17 protein-coding genes are annotated in these 16,882 nt (G+C 52.5%); 1 reads left to right on the forward strand and 16 read right to left on the reverse strand.

The window, feature by feature from the left end:
• Nucleotides 1–6 precede the first annotated feature (6 nt).
• From obgE to xseB, 10 genes are all read right to left on the reverse strand, one after another.
• Entirely contained in the window at nucleotides 7–1,308 is a 1,302-nt protein-coding gene (gene obgE, locus DPEP_RS10800) for a GTPase ObgE (protein WP_005662036.1), read from the reverse strand.
• A gap of 127 nt (nucleotides 1,309–1,435) precedes the next feature.
• The gene (gene rpmA / locus DPEP_RS10805; protein WP_005662037.1) at nucleotides 1,436–1,729 is read right to left on the reverse strand and encodes a 50S ribosomal protein L27; all 294 of its coding nucleotides are present in this window, start codon (nucleotides 1,727–1,729) and stop codon (nucleotides 1,436–1,438) included.
• Entirely contained in the window at nucleotides 1,719–2,048 is a 330-nt protein-coding gene (locus DPEP_RS10810; protein WP_005662038.1) for a ribosomal-processing cysteine protease Prp, read from the reverse strand. The genes rpmA and DPEP_RS10810 overlap by 11 nt, the downstream gene beginning before the upstream one ends.
• Nucleotides 2,048–2,359 carry a 50S ribosomal protein L21 gene (gene rplU, locus DPEP_RS10815; RefSeq protein ID WP_005662039.1) on the reverse strand — a complete coding sequence of 104 codons (312 nt, stop codon included), beginning with the start codon at nucleotides 2,357–2,359 and terminating at the stop codon, nucleotides 2,048–2,050. The genes DPEP_RS10810 and rplU overlap by 1 nt, the downstream gene beginning before the upstream one ends.
• A gap of 162 nt (nucleotides 2,360–2,521) precedes the next feature.
• Entirely contained in the window at nucleotides 2,522–4,186 is a 1,665-nt protein-coding gene (locus tag DPEP_RS10820; RefSeq protein WP_005662040.1) for a DNA repair protein RecN, read from the reverse strand.
• A gap of 4 nt (nucleotides 4,187–4,190) precedes the next feature.
• Nucleotides 4,191–5,075, reverse strand: a complete 885-nt coding sequence (locus tag DPEP_RS10825; RefSeq protein WP_005662041.1) for an NAD(+)/NADH kinase — start codon at nucleotides 5,073–5,075, stop codon at nucleotides 4,191–4,193.
• Complete coding sequence (locus tag DPEP_RS10830; protein ID WP_198003074.1) at nucleotides 5,072–5,884, reverse strand: TlyA family RNA methyltransferase; 813 nt, start codon at nucleotides 5,882–5,884, stop codon at nucleotides 5,072–5,074. The genes DPEP_RS10825 and DPEP_RS10830 overlap by 4 nt, the downstream gene beginning before the upstream one ends.
• A complete protein-coding gene (gene dxs, locus DPEP_RS10835) occupies nucleotides 5,856–7,721 on the reverse strand; it encodes a 1-deoxy-D-xylulose-5-phosphate synthase (RefSeq protein ID WP_005662044.1) in 1,866 nt (621 codons plus the stop codon). Before dxs ends, DPEP_RS10830 begins: the two co-directional genes overlap by 29 nt.
• A 13-nt stretch (nucleotides 7,722–7,734) precedes the next feature.
• On the reverse strand, nucleotides 7,735–8,637 hold the full coding sequence (locus DPEP_RS10840) for a polyprenyl synthetase family protein (protein ID WP_005662046.1): 903 nt from the start codon (nucleotides 8,635–8,637) through the stop codon (nucleotides 7,735–7,737).
• Nucleotides 8,624–8,848 (reverse strand): exodeoxyribonuclease VII small subunit, encoded by a 225-nt coding sequence (gene xseB / locus DPEP_RS10845; protein WP_005662049.1) that lies wholly within the window; start codon nucleotides 8,846–8,848, stop codon nucleotides 8,624–8,626. Before xseB ends, DPEP_RS10840 begins: the two co-directional genes overlap by 14 nt.
• Before the next feature lie 100 nt (nucleotides 8,849–8,948).
• On the opposite strand from xseB, the gene rpmB reads away from it, so the two are divergent.
• Nucleotides 8,949–9,143, forward strand: coding sequence for a 50S ribosomal protein L28 (rpmB, locus tag DPEP_RS10850; RefSeq protein WP_005662052.1), 195 nt, complete (start codon nucleotides 8,949–8,951; stop codon nucleotides 9,141–9,143).
• A 15-nt stretch (nucleotides 9,144–9,158) separates the two neighbouring features.
• Here rpmB and DPEP_RS10855 read toward each other — a convergent pair whose 3' ends face one another.
• Genes DPEP_RS10855 through queA form a run of 6 tightly spaced genes read right to left on the reverse strand, consistent with a single transcriptional unit; the run spans nucleotide 9,159 to nucleotide 16,852 of the window.
• Complete coding sequence (locus DPEP_RS10855; RefSeq protein WP_005662055.1) at nucleotides 9,159–9,920, reverse strand: thiamine diphosphokinase; 762 nt, start codon at nucleotides 9,918–9,920, stop codon at nucleotides 9,159–9,161.
• A complete protein-coding gene (locus tag DPEP_RS10860) occupies nucleotides 9,904–12,258 on the reverse strand; it encodes an FtsK/SpoIIIE family DNA translocase (protein ID WP_241760476.1) in 2,355 nt (784 codons plus the stop codon). The genes DPEP_RS10855 and DPEP_RS10860 overlap by 17 nt, the downstream gene beginning before the upstream one ends.
• Nucleotides 12,259–12,263: 5 nt before the next feature.
• The gene (locus tag DPEP_RS10865; protein WP_005662058.1) at nucleotides 12,264–13,631 is read right to left on the reverse strand and encodes a TldD/PmbA family protein; all 1,368 of its coding nucleotides are present in this window, start codon (nucleotides 13,629–13,631) and stop codon (nucleotides 12,264–12,266) included.
• Nucleotides 13,628–14,764 carry a GTPase gene (locus tag DPEP_RS10870; protein WP_005662059.1) on the reverse strand — a complete coding sequence of 379 codons (1,137 nt, stop codon included), beginning with the start codon at nucleotides 14,762–14,764 and terminating at the stop codon, nucleotides 13,628–13,630. The genes DPEP_RS10865 and DPEP_RS10870 overlap by 4 nt, the downstream gene beginning before the upstream one ends.
• Nucleotides 14,765–14,795: 31 nt before the next feature.
• Nucleotides 14,796–15,770 carry an endolytic transglycosylase MltG gene (mltG, locus tag DPEP_RS10875; protein WP_198003076.1) on the reverse strand — a complete coding sequence of 325 codons (975 nt, stop codon included), beginning with the start codon at nucleotides 15,768–15,770 and terminating at the stop codon, nucleotides 14,796–14,798.
• A 47-nt stretch (nucleotides 15,771–15,817) separates the two neighbouring features.
• Nucleotides 15,818–16,852, reverse strand: a complete 1,035-nt coding sequence (queA, locus tag DPEP_RS10880; protein WP_005662063.1) for a tRNA preQ1(34) S-adenosylmethionine ribosyltransferase-isomerase QueA — start codon at nucleotides 16,850–16,852, stop codon at nucleotides 15,818–15,820.
• Nucleotides 16,853–16,882: the final 30 nt, after the last annotated feature.

Genomic DNA, 16,882 nt, shown 5'->3' on the forward strand with positions numbered 1-16,882 from the left:
CGATTCTCAGTAAGCCCGTTCCGGCTGGAACTCGAACGCGACGTCGCCTATATATATGGTGTCTCCCTCCTGAGCTCCACTTGCCTCCAGAAGTTCCTCCACCTTATATTGTCTAAGTATCCTCATAAACCTCACAGCAGCCTCTTCTTGACCGAAATCGTATCTCGCGGAAGCGGCCTCTATCCTGGGATGAATCACCCTGAAGCAGCCGGACTCGTGAAGCCTGAGGATCTGGACCTTATCCCTGGTCCTTTTTTCTGGAAGATCCTCCTCCACCGTCGCGAACAACCTCGTGGTTCCCGTAGGTCTTGGATGTTCTCTGGACAGCGAGACTATATGATCCATGAATTCCTGGACCCCTTCTCCACTCAAAGCGCTTGTAGCTATGAAGCGGATATCCCTTTGGGAGAAGAATTCATAGGTCTGATCGATCAAATTCCTGGCCGAGTCTATGTCGATCTTGTTCCCCACGACTATATAGGGTCGCTCCAACAGATCAGCGTTGTAAGCCTGGAACTCATCCAGAACGGTCTTCCATTGATTAACGACGCTCTCGAGGGAGCCGGAGCTGAGATCCAGGACGTGGACGATTACCCTCGTCCTCTCTATATGACGAAGAAAGTAATGGCCTAGTCCTCTATTCTGATGAGCCCCTTCGATCAGTCCCGGTATGTCGGCTACGACGATTTTATCCTGGTCTATCCTCATGACTCCGAGATTAGGGGATAAAGTGGTAAAGGGATAATCGGCTATTTTAGGGGTCGCGTTGGATATCGCCGCCAAAAGGGACGATTTTCCCGCGTTAGGAACCCCTACAAGAGCTACATCGGCTATCAGTTTGAGCTCCATGGTTATCTTTCGTTTTTCCCCGTCCTCGCCTTTTTCGGAAAAACGGGGGGCCCGTCTCCTGGAGTTGGCGAAATGAGCGTTGCCCTTCCCTCCTCTCCCGCCTCTGGCCACCAGACAGCGGTCGCCGGGCTCCACCAGATCCGCCAGCGGCTCGCCTGTCTCCTTGTCGAAGACGATGGTGCCACATGGCACCTTTATCACCACGTCCGATGCGTTGGCACCGAATTTTTTGGCTCCCTGCCCGTGAGCCCCGTTGTCGGAAGAGATATGTCTAGAGTACTCGAAATCCGCCAGGGTATGCAGATCCGTAGTGGCCTCGAGAAAAATATGACCGCCCCTTCCGCCGTTTCCGCCATCGGGACCTCCTTTAGGGACGAACTTCTCCCTGCGAAAGCTCATACATCCGTTTCCGCCTCTACCGGCAGCCACCTGTATGGTTACTATATCCACAAATTTCATAGTTGTACCTACCCTCCAGGGTGAGAATGACAAAAAACGGGCCAAGGATTACCTAGGCCCGCTAGAAAGCTGGATAAAAGAACTTACGCTCCTGAGTAGATCACTCTCGACCAAGCAGGAAGCTCCCTTAAACGGCCGGGGTGAGTTCTTCTATGGTGACGTATTTTCTAGTACCCTTGTTCTTGAAACGGACGATACCGTCCTTCAAAGCAAACAGGGTGTAATCCTTGCCGAGTCCAACGTTGACGCCGGGGTGAAAGGACGTACCTCTCTGACGAACTATGATATTGCCGGCCTTGGCTATCTGACCGTCGCTGAGCTTGAGCCCAAGCCTCTGTCCGCGAGAGTCTCTTCCGTTCGAGCTACTCCCCTGTCCCTTTTTATGGGCGAAAAACTGAAGACTTAATAGATTACGAAGCATCTTCCTGCACCTCCACCAATTGTACATTTTCCGGATAGGTTTCCGCAAGAGCTCTGAAACTCTCGCAGATCGTTGCAGCTATCGCCTGGACCTCCGGCGATATGCCGTGCCATTCAAGGGCTATCTTTGTGTTTTCCTGGTCTACGCAACTATCCACGGGATTACCGAGGACGTCGGAAAGACCTATATGGAGAGCCTGGACAAGCGTGGTGACCGCGGCACAGACGATATCCTCCCCCGAAGGGGCATATCCTGAATGTCCCTCCACCGACAGAGCGTATATTAAACCATTCCGCCGGGAGATCACCACCTTGGTCATCAGCCGTCGATAGAGTCTATTCTGACCAAGCTGAAGGGCTGTCTGTGCCCTCTGAATCTCCTATATTTGGTCTTGTTCTTGTACTTGAAGACGATCAGTTTCTTGTTCTTGCCGTTGGTGAGGACGGTCCCTTTTACCGAGGCTCCCTCGACATGAGGGGTCCCGACCTTAACGTCGTCATCCGAGCCTACAAGAAGAACCTTGTCGAAGGAGACCTGATCGTTCTCCTCGATCGCCAACTTCTCGATCTTGAGTTCGTCTCCTGGCTGAACTCGATATTGTTTTCCACCTGTTTCGATTATAGCGTACATTATACTTCCTCCTCTCGCTGAGCACGGGTAGCTTAGCTTTTAAAGACCCGTCTCACGCGGTATATCAACAGCCTTTGCATTTTAAGGGAAAGTTCCATACAAGTCAAGGAGGTATGGCCTTTGACGGCTTCGCCTCGAGCTCACGCTTTTAGGCACCTTTATCTACTTTACGGTAGTGGGCGACTCCCCTCGTCTCAAGAGCATGGAGGCATGGGATCTGGCCTCATCCATATCCAGATCGCCGGAGAGCATCCTAGCTATCTCGGATACCCTCTCTTCGTCCCCTAGTTCGGATATATTGCTGTCCATCCCGTCCCTTTTGACGACCAGATGTACGTCCGCCAGGGCCGCGATAGATGCCTCATGGGTAACCATGATCACCTGGCACCTGCGGGAAAGGTCCTTCAACTTAAGACCGGCCAACACCGCGGCTCTCCCTCCCAAACCGGCCTCCACCTCGTCGAAAACGACGGTAGGAGGCCGATTCTCTTCCGGAAGAGAAAGCCTTATGGCCAAAAGGATGCGGCTCAATTCCCCTCCGGATGCCATCTTAGAGACCGGTCCTGGCTCGTTCCGTCCCCATGCAAGTCGGAACTCGACCGAGTCCGCCCCGTTGGGTCTGAGCTTTGTCTCCTCTATCAGACCTACCGAAAAGCGAGCGTCCTCCATAGCCATCTCGGTCAGGCATCGGTTTACCCTGGCCTCAAGCCATAAAGCCGCCTCTTTTCTCACCTTTCTAAGTGCCAAGGCCATCCTGGAAGCGGTTTTCCTGTGCTCCTCCACGTCCTTCTCCAGAGCCTGTCTAAGATCGTTGCTCTTGGACAGCCAATCCAGCTCCTGGTCCGCCTCTCTACAGTAAAGGATAAGCTCTTTCAGAGATGTCACACCGGCCGTTCTTTTAAGTTTCCTGAGGTGGCCTATCTTTGACTCAAGCTCTTCGACACTTTCCTCTACGGCGGATCGACGATCCTCGTCGGAATCATTTTCGAGTTCGTTTAGAAGAGCCCCGTATCCCTCAACTATAGCTTCCATATGCGGGGATAGCTCATCGCATCTATCCCTGGGGAGAAGCTGAGATAGACGATGGATCAAATCGTCCAACTCTTCCTTGACGCTTCCCGGTTCGTCGTTTTTCATCCTTATGACGATTTTACGAAGGTCGTTCAGACGGCCAAGTTCCTCCGACAGCCTTCTGTACTCCTCTTCCCAGAGGGCCTCGCTTTCCTCGGAGATATCCATCTTTCTCCAGCGGTGGACTACTTCCTCGGCGCTTTTAAATCGATCCGTGACGGACCTCTGTCGTTGTCGGAGGCTCTGAAGCTCCTTCTCTATGGATATGGTCGCCTTGACCTGCTCCCTCAGATTTTCCCGAAGTTTTTTCAGTTCCTCCCCACCGCAGAGATCCAGGATAAACAGCTGTTTATCCTGATCCAGCAGCTCTAACTGAGCGAACTGACTCTGTATAGTTATCAGCCTTTGGGATACCTCCGACAGGACTCCTACAGGAGCCTGTCTGTTTTGAAGGAGCACCTTTCCTCGTCCGTTTTTTACGATCTCCCTTCTTACGAACAGACGCCCGTCCTCCGAACCGTAGAGAAAATCGGGATCTTCCTCGTCGAAAAGATAAACGGCCTCCACCTCTGCCGAGTCGCTGCCGGACCTTATCATGGAGGAAGAGGCCCTCTTTCCGGACGCAAGTTCCAGGGCTCTGACCACGCTGCTTTTGCCAGCTCCGCTTTCGCCTGTTATGGCTGTCAGACCGGAGGAAAATTGAAGGTGACTCTCCCTTATACCTCCTATATGACGTATATGAAGCTCCTCTATCAAGAGATCACTCCTCGTCGTCGGAGACGTAGAAGGTCTGTCCCCACATGAGTTTTTTACTTAAAAGATCGTAGTAGTCCCTTCCCGGCAGCCAAAGGGTGTCCACCGCTTTGTTTTTTGCCAGACTTATATCGATCCTATCTCCCGGAAGTATCTCGTATCCGAGTTGGCCGTCTTGGGTGAGGGTTATATCTCGGCTCTCCCCCTTGGTAGAGAGGGTAAGGACATCCTCTGGTCCGAGAACCATGGGCCTGGCATAGAGAGTATGGGCACAGATGGGGGCCATGATCATGCAGGGTACGTGAGGAGGTACTATCGGTCCTCCCGCCGATAGAGCGTATGCCGTCGACCCGGTCGGAGTCGAGGCTATTATGCCGTCCGCCCTGAGTACGCTGGTCGGTTTGCCACAGACCTTGATATCGACCTCCATGACCCTTGCGAGAGCTCCCTTGGTCAGAACCAGATCGTTGAGAGCGTATAGGACGTGTTCCCTGTGATTCGATCGGTAAAGTTCGCCTAGCATGAGCTGTCTTCTTTGGATCTGATAGTCTCCCGCGACTATTTTGAGGACATCGTCTTCCACGTTTTCCCTGTCGCCGGCGGCTAGAAAACCGAGACGTCCCAGGTTTACTCCATAAAGGGCTATATGATCGTCCAAGACATAACGAGCGGCCCTGAGAAATGTGCCGTCTCCGCCTATGACGATCGCCACGGATATGCCGTCCTTCCAGCCTCTATCGTTCACCGGCATCCCCAAAACGGAGGCCTCCATAGGCGGAAGTCTGAACGTTATCCCGTTTTCCGGTGCCCAACGCAAAAGCTTAAGAGCCGTCTCTATAGCCTTCGGCTTCTGGGTGTTGACGATAAGTCCCAAGACCTTATTCAGAGTCATCCATTCATTTCCCCCTCGTGGGCTTTCTCAACCTCGGCTGCCAGGTCGATGGAGAGCGGCGAGTCTCCCTTAACGAGATAAAAAAGAAATTCTACGTTCCCCTTGGGGCCTTTTATGGGAGATGGGATACAGCCACGAAGCCCCAGGTTCGTATAGGAAGAGATGAAATCGTTCAGCTCTCTCAGGATATCCAAATGTAGCTTGGACGATTTCACCACTCCCCCCTTTCCGATCCTATCTCGCCCCGCCTCGAATTGAGGCTTGACCAAGGTCAATATTTCTCCGCCGTCGAGAAGGATCCTTTCAAGCGCAGGCAGCAGGAGCCTTATCGAGATGAAAGAGGCGTCCATAACAGCCAGTGACGGCAAAGGCGAAAAATTCTCCGGGACGATGTACCTGGCGTTCGTCCTCTCCATTATGACGACCCTGGGATCGGTCCTCAATCTCCAATGAAGCTGCCCGTACCCCACGTCCACAGCATAGACCTTTTCCGCCCCTCTGGACAGCAGGACATCGGTAAAGCCTCCGGTGGAGGCCCCCACATCCAGACAAACCTTTCCCTCAGGCGACACGGGAAAGGAATCCAATCCTCCAAGAAGTTTATAAGCTCCACGACTAGCCCATTCTGTACGCCCTTTGGCTTTAAGTTCGACCAGGTCATCCGAGGCGACAGGAGTACCGGCTTTATCCGCTACCTCGCCGTTCAACAGGACCTCGCCGCTCATGATAACGGCCTGGGCTCTACTTCTCGTCTCGGAGAGACCTAGCTCGACCATCCTTTTATCCAGTCTTTCTTTCCGTTTTTTCACCGCAAAAAGACACCGCTTTCTCCAGGGTCATGTCGCATATGTCCCATTGATCCTCAACCGTTCCATGAGGAAGGAAGGCTTTTTTCACTCCCATACGGTGAATGGACACGTCGGCGTTGAGCTCCGCGGATCTGGCCGCTATAGCCTCTCCTATGCCTCCGTCCAAGTAACCGTCCTCGGCGGTTACCACAGTGCCACCTCTCAGAAGTATGGGGTCCAGGGTCTCATAGTCCAGAGGGGCTATGGTCCTTAGATCCACCAGGCCGGGAGAGGGACAAAGCCTCCTTATGGCCTCATCTCTGGCCTGGGCTAGAAAGTTCACGGTCTTCCCTATGCCCATATAGGTGACCTCCCCCAGCGAGGGATAGAGTATTTCTGCCTTAAGACCCTGCACCGATTTCGATCCCTCTCGACAAAGGGAGGTCACCACCGCTCCTCTGGGGTACCTTATAGCGGTAGGTCCATCTCTATTCATCGCCTCGGCGATCATGGCTTTAAGGTCCACCAAATCTCTGGGTGCCTGAACGACCAGATTCGGTATCATTCGACACCATCCGATATCGAAGAGTCCCTGATGGGTCTCTCCGTCCTCTCCGACCATGCCAGCTCGGTCTATGGCGAATAAGACCGGTAGATTTTGGAGGCAAACGTCCAGGGTCATCTGATCCATCGCCCTTTGAAGAAAGGTGGAATATATGAAAGCGACCGGTTTAAGCCCCCCTGCCGCCATCCCGGCGGCCATGGTAACCATGTGTTCTTCGGCTATCCCCACGTCGAAAAAACGATCGGGAAAGCTTTCCGCAAAACCGTTGAGCTTAGATCCTTCTTTCATCGCAGGAGTTAGGGCAACGACACTGGGATCCCTTTCCGCCAGATCTCCGATTTCGTCCGCTACGGCCTGGCTCCAGCTTTTTGAGGCCTTCTTCAACCGGGAAACGGCGGAGGAAACTCCGTGATAAACGCTCGGTTCTCTCTCCGCCATCTCGAGTCCTCTTCCCTTTTGGGTTATAAGATGGATCAGGACAGATTTATCGAACTTCCTTGCGAGGGAGAATATCAAGTCCATCTCCTCCACCGAGTGCCCGTCGAAGGGGCCCCAGTAATCTATATCAAGGGAGTCGAAGATATTTTCCGGCTTCACCAGACTCTTTATCTGATCCTTAGCCTTCCCCAATATGTGCTCAATGGTCTCCCCTTTAGGGATGCCTTTGCAACATTCCTTGATGGCCTTCTTGAGCTTACGGTAATATGGGTTGGCGCTGAGGTGAGCGAAATGATTCGCAGCTCCACCGATTCTCGGGCTTATAGCCATGTCGTTGTCGTTCAGGACGAATATAACCTTGGTGTCCGCTTCCTTGAGGTGATTCAAAGCCTCGAAAGCCATCCCGTTTATTATGGAGCCGTCCCCTATTATCGCCACGACTTCGTGATTTTTTTTCAGGAGATCTCTGGCCTTTGCATAGCCTAACGCAGCGGACAGAGACGTGCTGCTATGTCCTACGTCGAAATGATCGCAGGGACTCTCGGATCTCTTGGGAAAACCGCTGATCCCCCCCAAACTTCGAACCGAGTGGAAACGATCTCTTCTGTCGGTCAGTATCTTATAGGAATAGGTCTGATGTCCCACGTCAAATACTATTCGGTCGCTGTAAGGATCGAAGTTTCTCAATATCGATACCGTTAGCTCTACCGCTCCGAGAGACGAGGCGAGATGTCCACCGTTTTCGAAGACCACGTCGGTTATCATATCCCTGACGTCCTGACAGAGGATGTCTACATCTGCATAGTTTAACCTTTCTAGTTCATCCGGTCCTTCCATGTTTTCGAGTATAGACATGACCGATCTCCTTTCATCTGGTCCGGTGTTCCAGATAGAGGGCCAATTCTCTGAGAAAAGCGCTGCTCTCTCCAAACCGATCCAGCGACGAGATAGCCCGTTCGGTCCTCTCCTTCAGTCTCCTCATAGCGCCTTCCATGCCGAGATCGCTCACGAACGTCCTCTTACCGTGAGCTTCGTCTTTTCCCAGGGATTTGCCAAGTTCTTCTTGATCACCCTTCACGTCCAGTATATCGTCGGCTATCTGAAAAGCCACTCCGAGTTCCAGACCATAGCTCTCCAGTGCCTCTAGATCCTCGGCACTTCCTCCCGACAGGATGGCCCCTGTGATCAGTGATGTCCTGATCAAAGCAGCCGTCTTCAAGGTCGATATCTCCGTAGGAGAACTACATTCTTCCTCGGATCCCTCCGATTCCATATCCAGAACCTGTCCCCCGCATATTCCGCCTGGGCCGATCGATCTGGCGAAGTGAGCCACCGCCTTGACGACGTTCCCTCTGGGAATCTCCGAGGGGAGCTCGGTCAGAGGAAGTTCGAAGGCCTGACACAGAAGGGCGTCCCCTGCCAATATAGCCAAGGCCTCACCGTAGACGACGTGATTGGTAGGCTGTCCTCTTCTGAGGACATCGTCGTCCATGGCAGGAAGATCGTCGTGTATCAAAGACGCGGTGTGGACCATCTCCAAGGCCAAGGCCATGGGCAGAACCAGGTCGGACCTTCCTCCTAAAAGCTCCGCAGCCGCCATGCAGAGCACGGGACGAAGCCTCTTACCCCCAACCTTGAGAGAGTAGACCATGGCGTCCCACATACGAGGGGGAACTCCCTCTGGACGGGATCCCACCCAATCTTCCATATACCTCTCAAAGATCTCTTTTTTATCTTTCAGCTCTCTTTTCAGGATATCAGCGTCCGCCATCTTCCGTTACCCCTTCCAATATGACTGGTTCCTGCCCTTTATCGGTAACCATGGATATGCGCTGTTCAGCTTCGGAGAGAAAACCTTTGGCCTCGGAGACCAAGGATATCCCTCGTTCGAAAAGCTCCAGAGAATCCTCTAACGGGAGCTTTTCCGTCTCCAATTTATGTACGATTTCCTCTAAAAGGGTCATCTTTTCGGAAAATCTCATATTCACACTCCCCTAGCTGTAAAGAATCGTTGTCCCTTTCGGCTCTTATATGGTACAATGCTCCAGTCGATTTGAACCTATGTAAGGAGGCCACTATATCATGTCTAAGGTGTGCGACTGTTGCGGAAAGGGGCCGGTAACGGGCAACTCCGTAAGTCACTCCCACAGGAAGACCCGCAGGCGCTGGCTTCCCAACCTTCATTCCGTTAGGGTTGATCTCGGTGCCGGCGAAACGAGAAAACTTCGTATATGCTCTCGCTGTCTTCGTTCCGGTAAGGTTAAGCGGGCCCTCTAGGGGCCCGCTTCCTTTTTAGGAAAAATCCCCTTCAGTATCCCAGGTGACGTAGATTCCTAGAGCGCCCTTCTCGAGGCTTACCGGTATTTTATCTACATCGGGCAAGATTACGTTGCTTACGGCATAGGGGTTCTCTCGCCTCAGAGAGGCCATCGAGAGAGGCCACTTCACCTCGGAGACCGAAACTCCCTCCGCCTTATCGGACAGGGCCAGCAGGGACAGGGCCTTAGGCACCCCTTTGCCTTTCAGGGAGACCGTACAGGATTCCCCTCCCTTCAAGAAAAACATCAGCTCTCTGTGATCGGCTAAGACGGTGGGACCATGTGGGAACATATCCGCCTCAAAGGCAGACATCACCAGACTCCAAAGATGGTCGAATCGACCTCCCCAACATCCGGTTATTATCAGATAATTTGACGGATCTCGCTTATCTCTCTCTATGGCTAACTGAAGATCCGTAAAATCCTTGTCGACAGGATGCCGTTCCAAAGGAACGGCATTTTTTTGCAACCAATCGAAGCAGGAACGAGATAGACTGTCGAAATCGCCTAAACACAGATCGGGGACGATACCTGCCTTCATGCAGGAATCGGCACCGGAATCCACCGCCCACAGGTCTCGGCCAGGGCAGAGGTCTTTAAGCCAGGAAGATATCGGCTTTCTGCCGCCTGCGATCATGACCCTTCCTCTCTTTCCTTCGTGAAGGCCCTCTAAATACAGGCTTACACGGGGCAATTCGACAGGATTTCTGCCTTCGTCGTCAGAGATATTCCTCAAGTATTTCCTCCGCCCTTTCTTCGTCGACGTAGATCTCTCTAGGTTTAGATCCGTCTTGAGGACCTATGATCCCCATTTGCTCCATGGTATCTATCATCCTGGCGGCCCTGGTAAATCCTACCCGCATCTGCCTTTGCAATCTGCTGGCCGAGGCGATGCCACTGCTGAGGACGAGTCTGATAGCCTCTTCCAGTCTATCGTCGTAGGAAAAGTCAACGCTACCTCCTCCTTTACCGTTTTGTTGGTCCTCAAGCTCGACGTACTCGGGATCCCCAAAAGAACGTCGAAGAGAGTCTATGACCTGTAAGGTGGTATCTTCGTCTATGAAAGGAGACTGGATCCTTATGGGTCTTGGAAATTTAGTGCTGGAAAACAGCATATCGCCCTTACCCAAAAGTTGCTGTGCTCCCGTTACGTCGATTATCGTCCTGGAATCAGTCTGTGACGGAAGGGTGAAAGCCACTCTGGCGGGGACGTTGGCCTTTATCAACCCCGTGATGACGTTTACGGAAGGTCTCTGGGTGGCCAATATAAGATGGATGCCGGTGGCTCGAGCCATCTGAGCCAGACGACAGATAAAATCCTCCACCTCCTTGGAGGCGGTGAACATCAGATCGGCCAACTCGTCCACCACTATCACTATATGTGGTAGCCTGTCTTTCGGGAGCACTTTTTGATTGTAACCCGACAGCTGACGAACCCTTGTCCTGGCAAAGACCTCGTACCGTCTCTCCATCTCGCGGACAGCCCAACCTAAAGCGTGTATCGCCTTTTGAGGATCCACGATCGGTTTTGCCAACACATGAGGGAGTTTTTCGTATATAGCCATCTCGACTCGCTTGGGGTCGACCAGTATAAAACGCAGCTCCGCAGGTGTCCTGGTTGCGCACATAGCGGTTATACAGCTCGTGACGAAGACGCTTTTACCCGAACCGGTCGTCCCTGCTACCAGGAGATGAGGAAGTTCCTCTAGTCCTACCACCAAAGGGGATCCGTCTACTCGAAATCCCAGAGGAAGAGGGAGAATCACGTCAGAATTAGAAAACTCTCCGGATTCCATCACGGAACGGAGCGTTACAGGGCGCCTGTTCTTGTTGGGGACCTCTATGCCTACGTAGGACGTCCCGGGGATAGGGGCCTCCACCCTCAAAGACGGGACCGCCAGGGCCACGGCGATATCCTTGCTCAAACCCGCAACCTTGCTGACCTTAACCCCTGGAGCCAATTGGATCTGATACTGTATGACAGTAGGTCCCTCGACGGTACGGGCCAATTCGGCGTCCACTCCGAAGCTGGAAAGAGCGCTCACTATGTCCAAACCCTTTTGACGGAGTATCATCGGATCGTTTCTGGGATCCCCAGTCTCTCCGGGGCCGAAAAGATCCATCGGCGGAGGGAAGGGACCGGTAGGATCCGTCTCCTCCAGGATTTCTGCCTCGTCGGTCTCGTCATCGTTCCCCTCGTAGTCTTTTTCGTGGGAGGTGGAAGAGACATCAGGATATAACTGTTTTTCCTCGCCATTTTCCTCGTCAGATGAGAAAAGCTCCTCCTCGCCATCATCGTAAAGAACCGTCTCTGGACAACTCTCCAGGAGAAGTTCCTCTTCCTCTTCCTCTTTCTCCTGGTCCTCGTATAGGTCGTCATCGAGACGTTCGTCCGAATTCTCGGAGGACACCGTCCTTATGGATATCTCTGGAACTGGCTCGTTTTCCCAGTCCAATGATACGTCTTCGGAGGGGTTGTATTCATCGGTAAGCGGCCTCTTTGGCAGTCTGGCCCTGAACCGAAGTACTATGCCCTGAATCCATCCGAGAACGGCCTCGGGCCTAATTGCAGAAATACCGTAGAGGTAGGCCGATAACACCGTCAAGAAAATACCTACTATCAGCGTGCCCAAAGCCCCTATCCATTCTACCGACAACCCTGCCAGCATGGTTCCCATGACGCCCGGTGTCAGAATTCTGGGCTGAGGTCCAGTCATGGACATTATTCCGGTCAAGATTGACCCACAGATAAAGAGAAGCCCGGTTCCTCCGATCTGTCTGAGAGGGGAAGTTATCTTTCTGCCGGTTCCGAGGGCAAAAAGAGAATAGGCTAGAAAGAACAAGGGAATCACAGTAGCCCCTCCGGAAAGCCCCAGAATGAAATCCCCTAAAGACCGTCCCCAAAGTCCGGTCCAAGGACAGACGAGGGTTCCGACCAAGTAGACGACGAGAAAAAAGGAAAACACGAAGAACAGACGGAGGGCCAAGATTCCTCCGGTTTTATCGTCTTTCCTCTCCGATCTTCTTCTCTTTCTTCTTATGATCACGCGATCTTGATCCTGTTCGTTATTCAAGGGCATTAATCTGTCGAACTCCCTCCCACGGTTATATTTTCAACTAAAAGGGCCGGCTGTCCATCCGTTACGGGAACACTCTGACCTCCCTTCCCACACATACCGGGAAGGAATCGAAGATCCGTTCCGACTCCGACAACGCGTCGAAGGACATCCGGACCGTTGCCGGTCAATATGGCACCTCTTACCGGAATGGTCACCTTGCCGCCTTTGATCAAATACCCCTCGGTGACGTGGAAGACGAAATCACCGGAAGTAGGGTTTACCTCTCCTCCGCCCATCTGTCTGACCAGCAGGCCGTTGTCGACCGATCCCAGTAGCTCGTCCATTGCGATCTCTCCAGGTTCGACGAAGGTATTGCTCATCCTGGTCTGAGGGGGCACTCTGTAGGACGATCTCCTGCCGTTTCCCGTCAAGGGGAAACCGGTTCTCTCTGAGGTCTCCCTATCGGTCATATAGGCCCTGAGCACCCCTTTATCGACCAGGACGTTTCTCCTCGAAGGGGTTCCCTCATCGTCGACCTCGAAACTTCCGTATAGACCGGGGATAGATCCATCGTCGACGATAGTAACGGAAGGAGACGCTATAACCTCTCCGATTCTGTCTCTGTAAACGGAAAAATCTTTCTCGACTATATCGGCTTCCATACCGTGTCCGCAGGCTTCGTGGATTATGGTACCCCCGGCCTCCCCGGCGAAGACGACATCCATGGCCCCGGCAGGGCACAGTGTGGCCTCCAACATGGTTTCGGCTGTCCGCAAAGCCTCCGAGGCGATCTCGTCCAGATCATGTTTCCTCAAAAGGCCATCGATATCGGTCATCTGGGCTACTACCCTCGATCCGGTCTGAAGATCTCCGTTTTTCTCGGCCACTACGCTGACGCTATACATAGAATAACGTCTTTTATCTCTACAGACGGAACCGTCCTCTCGAATTATGAGAACGTTTTTCTCCGAAGACGAAAAAGCCAGACTCACCTGTGCTACCTTGGACGACAGAGATCGAATTTTCTTGTCGAGCCTGATCAGTTCATCCCCCATCGCCACAGAGGGCAACACGGGGGTTGCCAGTAGGCTGCCACCTTCCGGGCTCCTACCAGCTTTGCAACCTCTCAGGATGGATATCTCTTCCAGGGCCGCCCTTAGAGCGTTTCCATCGGTGCCGTTCCTGCTGGCGTAAATCGTCTCCTCTCCTCTTAGAAGCCTCACCCCTACGCCGGAGGAACTTGAGGAGCCTATGTCCTCCAACCGTCCATCGTCCAAAGTCATATGATGCCCCGAAGAGCTTTGTAGGTAAAGATCCCCGAGAACTATTTCAGATCGGGAGCACAGGGAGGACCAATAATCCCTCAAGGAATCCATAAAAACCGTCATCGAGATTGGCCTTTTCTGTCCTTTTGACTCGGGACGAGAGCGGGCCTCAATATAGGAGAGATCCCCTTCGGGAGGTAAAATCGACCGTTTCCGTAACCGCTCCGGACGGAAAACCAGCCACATCCAGGCAATACTATGTCGAGCCCTACGTGAAAATCCTCCCTGTATTCGACGTAGTCGGGGCCCTCTAGAGAAGCCCAACAGCTCGAACAGGGAAGAGAGAAAAGATCCTCCCTGTAGGGAGCCAGAAGTTCATGCAATCGATCTTCGGTGGTCCGATGGAAGATCATCTCGTCGGCGGCAAAGGCCTCCACCTTTATCCATCCTCGTTCTCCCGCATCGTCTACGACAAACCAGCCTATAGCCCCTAAAGACAGACTTTGTCCCGGTTTGAGCACGGTGGAATAACTCTGAAGTTTTTTCTGTGGTATCAGTCCGGTCAGGCAGTCAGCACACAGCTTCCCTAGCCATGGGTTGACCTCCTTTAGTCCCGGCACGTCTACGTAGGTGATAGCGCTATGGCGACTCTTTACCTGGGTTATCCCTAAAGTCGTTCCAGGGAGCCGGGAGATAGTGGGAGTATCGTCCCCCGTCAGTCCGCTCAGAAGGGTACTTTTCCCTACATTAGTGGTTCCGAGAAGCAATATTTTACTTCCCGGAGGGAAGGCATCCTCTATCCTATTTCTAAGATCTCTGACTGATTTCCGGTTCAAGGCGGACAGAGGGTACACTCTATGGAGCGGCACCGGTAGTCTTTCGGAAGCCCAGGAGGCTATTTCCCCTGGAGTGATCCACTTGGATAATACGTCACATTTATTTATAACGACGAAAACCGGTTTGTTGAGGTCGGCCACCCAATCCAAGGCACTGGAGGATATCTCGAACTGGCATATGTCCACTACGAGAAAGATCGCGGAACACCCAGAGACTTCTCTGGAGATATCTTTTTTAATCGAGCTGTCCTTTATGGAGGCTTTTTTGAAAACCCCGTAGTGTTTCATCTGAAAGCATCTTTTGCATATTACGTTACCATCGGGGTCTTTACCCTCCGGGAGATAGCCTGCCCCATCAGGATCGTTTCTCTGAAAACGGGCACCACACCCGGGACATCTCTTATCCTTTAAGTCTTCCATGAGGTTCCCCTCCTCTCGATCTCTCGGATCGTCAATTACGGACCTTCCTTATAGCCCTTCTATGCTGTTCATAGGTACGGGAGAAGACATGACCTCCCGTACCGTCCGCCACATAGTAGAGATAACCGTGTTTATCCGGCGATAACACGGCTTTCCACGATGCAGCCGAGGGTATGCATATCGGAGAAGGCGGCAAGCCCGGTATCCTGTATGTATTGTAAGGGGAATCGACCTTCAGGTCTTCGTAGGACACCCTATTGACATCTCGTCCCTTAAGCTTCAAGGCATAGACGACGGTGGCGTCTATCTGTAAGGGCATTCCCCTTTTCAATCTGTTTTCTATGACCCCGGCAATTACGGGACGCTCCTCGTCTTTAAGGGATTCCCTCTCCACCAGAGAAGCCTTTATGGCCAGATCGAAGGCGTCTTTCGACGCTTTCGGCATGCGTTTCCCCAGCAGATTCCACCATAGTCTCGAGGCCTGAGAGACAAGAGACTCCGGATTCAGTTCCGGCAAATGGTATGTCTCTGGGAGAAGATAGGCCGCTCTGTAAGCAGGCACGGACGGCAGGAGGTCCACCATATCTTCGGGGAAAAACTTCTTGGAAAGCTGCATCTCGTCATCTCTAGATACGGAATTTTCCTCGAACGGAAAATAGTCGCCCAGTGGAGTTCCGGGAATCAAGGTTATCTTGAACTGCAACGGCTCCTGGTTTAACAGCTGCTCCACGACCCTCCAGCTGGGCCCTGGGATCAGGCTGTAAAGTCCCGGCCTTAGTTTTCTGTCCAGTCCGGATCGGACCATAAAACGGATCAGGTTTCCCCTGCTGACAGAGATTCCTTCGGCGACGAGATCCTCCGCTATTCGAGATGCCCTTATTCCCGGAGAAATCCTAAAATCGACCGCAGGAGACGAACGAAAGGGCATAACACATACATCGTACCACCAATCGGGAAACATAAGCCACAATGTCGCCGCCGATATGGATACGATCAAGGAAATCATAAAAAAACACCTAAAGGCCAAGTTCTTTTTTACCTTCATCGGAGCCCTCAGTATATAAACATCGCATCGCCAAAGGAGAAAAAGCGGTACTCCATAGATACCGCCTCTTTATAGGCGTTCAATGTTCTCTCTCGTCCTGCGAAAGCTGAGACCAACATCAACAGGGTGCTCTGAGGCAGGTGAAAATTGGTGATCATAGCGTCCACTATCTTAAACTCGAACCCCGGATATATAAACAAAGACGTATCCCTCTCCCCGGAAAGCAGGACTCCCGAATCCCCCATGGACTCCAAGGTCCTGACCGATGTGGTCCCTACGGCCACTATTCGTCGCCCTTGAGCCTTCGCCTTGTTTATACGATCGGCTGTATAGGAAGAGATCTGACACCTCTCTCGATGCATCGGATGATGCCTCAGGTCCTCTTCTTTCACTGGTCTAAAGGTTCCCAGTCCCACCTGGAGGGTTACATCCAGTATCTCGACGCCCTTTTTTTCTATCCGCTCTATAAGCTCAGGGGTAAAGTGTAAACCGGCGGTAGGGGCCGCAGCAGAGCCTACTTTGTTGGCGAAGACTGTCTGATAGGCTTCGGGGGAGGCATTCGAATCGGTTATGTAGGGAGGAAGCGGCACGGTTCCCACTTTATCTAAAAGAGATAGGACATCCACGCCTTCGGGAAAAGTCACCGATCTCAGTCCCTCCGGCCTGATACCGTCCACCTTGACCGTAGTTCCATCGGAGAGAAGGACCGAGATGCCTGGTTTAAGTCTCCTACCTGGACGAACCATGGCCTCCCAGGTCTGACCGGATAATCTGGAAAGCACCAGAATCTCGACCTCTGCCTCTCCCTCGACCTTTTTGCCCTTCAGTCGAGCCGCCATAACCCTGGTATCGTTCCTAATCAGAACGTCGTCAGATCTTAGATAGTCTACGAGATCGGAAAAGACCCTGTGTTCCAGGCTTCCGTCCTCCCTGGAGAGAACCATCAACCGAGAGCTATCCCTGGGATCCGCAGGGTTTTGAGCTATGAGTTCTTTCGGCAGTCGGTAATCGTAAGAGGATACCTTGAATATGTTTTCTTCCATGAAAAAGAACAAACCTCCAATTTTTTACGT

This window comes from Dethiosulfovibrio peptidovorans DSM 11002 (genome assembly GCF_000172975.1).
Taxonomy (GTDB): domain Bacteria; phylum Synergistota; class Synergistia; order Synergistales; family Dethiosulfovibrionaceae; genus Dethiosulfovibrio; species Dethiosulfovibrio peptidovorans.

Excerpts from the sequence above, each read along its gene's own strand:
- obgE (WP_005662036.1), bottom strand. The coding sequence starts at position 1,308 with ATGAAATTTGTGGATATAGTAACCATACAGGTGGCTGCCGGTAGAGGC.
- rpmA (WP_005662037.1), bottom strand. The coding sequence starts at position 1,729 with ATGCTTCGTAATCTATTAAGTCTTCAGTTTTTCGCCCATAAAAAGGGA.
- DPEP_RS10810 (WP_005662038.1), bottom strand. The coding sequence starts at position 2,048 with ATGACCAAGGTGGTGATCTCCCGGCGGAATGGTTTAATATACGCTCTG.
- rplU (WP_005662039.1), bottom strand. The coding sequence starts at position 2,359 with ATGTACGCTATAATCGAAACAGGTGGAAAACAATATCGAGTTCAGCCA.
- DPEP_RS10825 (WP_005662041.1), bottom strand. The coding sequence starts at position 5,075 with ATGACTCTGAATAAGGTCTTGGGACTTATCGTCAACACCCAGAAGCCG.
- dxs (WP_005662044.1), bottom strand. The coding sequence starts at position 7,721 with ATGTCTATACTCGAAAACATGGAAGGACCGGATGAACTAGAAAGGTTA.
- DPEP_RS10840 (WP_005662046.1), bottom strand. The coding sequence starts at position 8,637 with ATGGCGGACGCTGATATCCTGAAAAGAGAGCTGAAAGATAAAAAAGAG.
- xseB (WP_005662049.1), bottom strand. The coding sequence starts at position 8,848 with ATGAGATTTTCCGAAAAGATGACCCTTTTAGAGGAAATCGTACATAAA.
- rpmB (WP_005662052.1), top strand. The coding sequence starts at position 8,949 with ATGTCTAAGGTGTGCGACTGTTGCGGAAAGGGGCCGGTAACGGGCAAC.
- DPEP_RS10865 (WP_005662058.1), bottom strand. The coding sequence starts at position 13,631 with ATGACGGTTTTTATGGATTCCTTGAGGGATTATTGGTCCTCCCTGTGC.
- DPEP_RS10870 (WP_005662059.1), bottom strand. The coding sequence starts at position 14,764 with ATGGAAGACTTAAAGGATAAGAGATGTCCCGGGTGTGGTGCCCGTTTT.
- mltG (WP_198003076.1), bottom strand. The coding sequence starts at position 15,770 with ATGATTTCCTTGATCGTATCCATATCGGCGGCGACATTGTGGCTTATG.
- queA (WP_005662063.1), bottom strand. The coding sequence starts at position 16,852 with ATGGAAGAAAACATATTCAAGGTATCCTCTTACGATTACCGACTGCCG.